This window comes from Saccharothrix longispora (genome assembly GCF_030852425.1).
Taxonomy (GTDB): Bacteria; Actinomycetota; Actinomycetes; order Mycobacteriales; family Pseudonocardiaceae; genus Actinosynnema; species Actinosynnema longispora.
The window spans coordinates 1-1,112 of record NZ_NSDM01000049.1; the positions used below are offsets into that span (position 1 = coordinate 1).

Here is a 1,112-nt window from a genome sequence, read left to right on the forward strand (position 1 = left end):
TGTACTGCCCTGGGAGGTTGTGGGCGGTCCGACACGTAGTCGGATGATGTTGGAATGAGGGAGGGCCTCCGGGTTCGGTGTGGATTGCGACGTCTACACCAAACCGACGGAGGCCCTCGTGACCCACGCTAACGCACCGCTGACCCCGGCGGGCCGGCTGCGCCTGGCCCGGTGTGTCGTGCAGGACGGGTGGCCGTTGCGACGCGCGGCCGAGCGGTTCCAGGTCTCGCCGACCACCGCCGCCCGCTGGGCCCGGCGTTACCGCGAGCACGGGGAGGCGGGTCTGGTCGACCGCTCCAGCCGCCCGCACCACAGCCCGCGCCGGCTACCGACCCGGCGTGAGCGGCGGATCGTGAAGGTCCGCCTGGCGCGTCGGTGGGGACCGGCCCGCATCGCCCACCTGCTCGGGCTCAACCCCTCCACGGTGCACCGGGTGCTGCGCCGCTTCGGCCTGGCCCGGCTTGCGCACCTGGACCGCGCCACCGCCGCGCCGGTGCGCCGCTACGAACACGCCGCGCCCGGCGACCTGGTCCACGTCGACATCAAGAAGCTCGGCAACATCCCCGACGGCGGCGGCCACAAGGTCCACGGCCGGCAGACCGGCGGGCGCAACAGCTCCGCCCACCGCGACCCGGGCAGGCCGCGCAAAGTCCACGGCCGCCCCAACCTGGGCTACTCCTACCTGCACAACGCCGTGGACGACCACTCCCGGCTGGCCTACACCGAGATCCTGCCCGACGAGACCCGACAGACCGCCGCCGCGTTCTGGACCCGGGCACAGGCGTTCTTCCAGGCCGCCGGCATCACGGTCAAGCGGGTCCTGACCGACAACGGCTCCTGCTACCGCTCACACCTGTGGCGCGACACCCTCACCCAGGCGGGCATCACCCACAAACGCACCCGCGCCTACCGCCCCCAGACCAACGGCAAGGTCGAACGCTACAACCGAACCCTGCTCGACGAATGGGCCTACGCCCAGGCATACCGCAGCGAAACCGAACGACGAGCGGCACTGCCGCGATGGCTGCACACCTACAATCACCACCGCGGCCACACCGCGCTCAAGGGCCAACCACCCGCCAGCCGCGTCCCCAACCTCACAGGACAGAACA

The 1,112-nt window shown here is 71.4% G+C and carries 1 protein-coding gene; it reads left to right on the forward strand.

The window, feature by feature from the left end; all coding sequences use genetic code 11:
* Positions 1-118 precede the first annotated feature (118 nt).
* Positions 119-1,112, forward strand: a 994-nt coding sequence (locus tag CKY47_RS36765) for an IS481 family transposase (RefSeq protein ID WP_306750999.1), incomplete at its 3' end; no start/stop codon positions are given.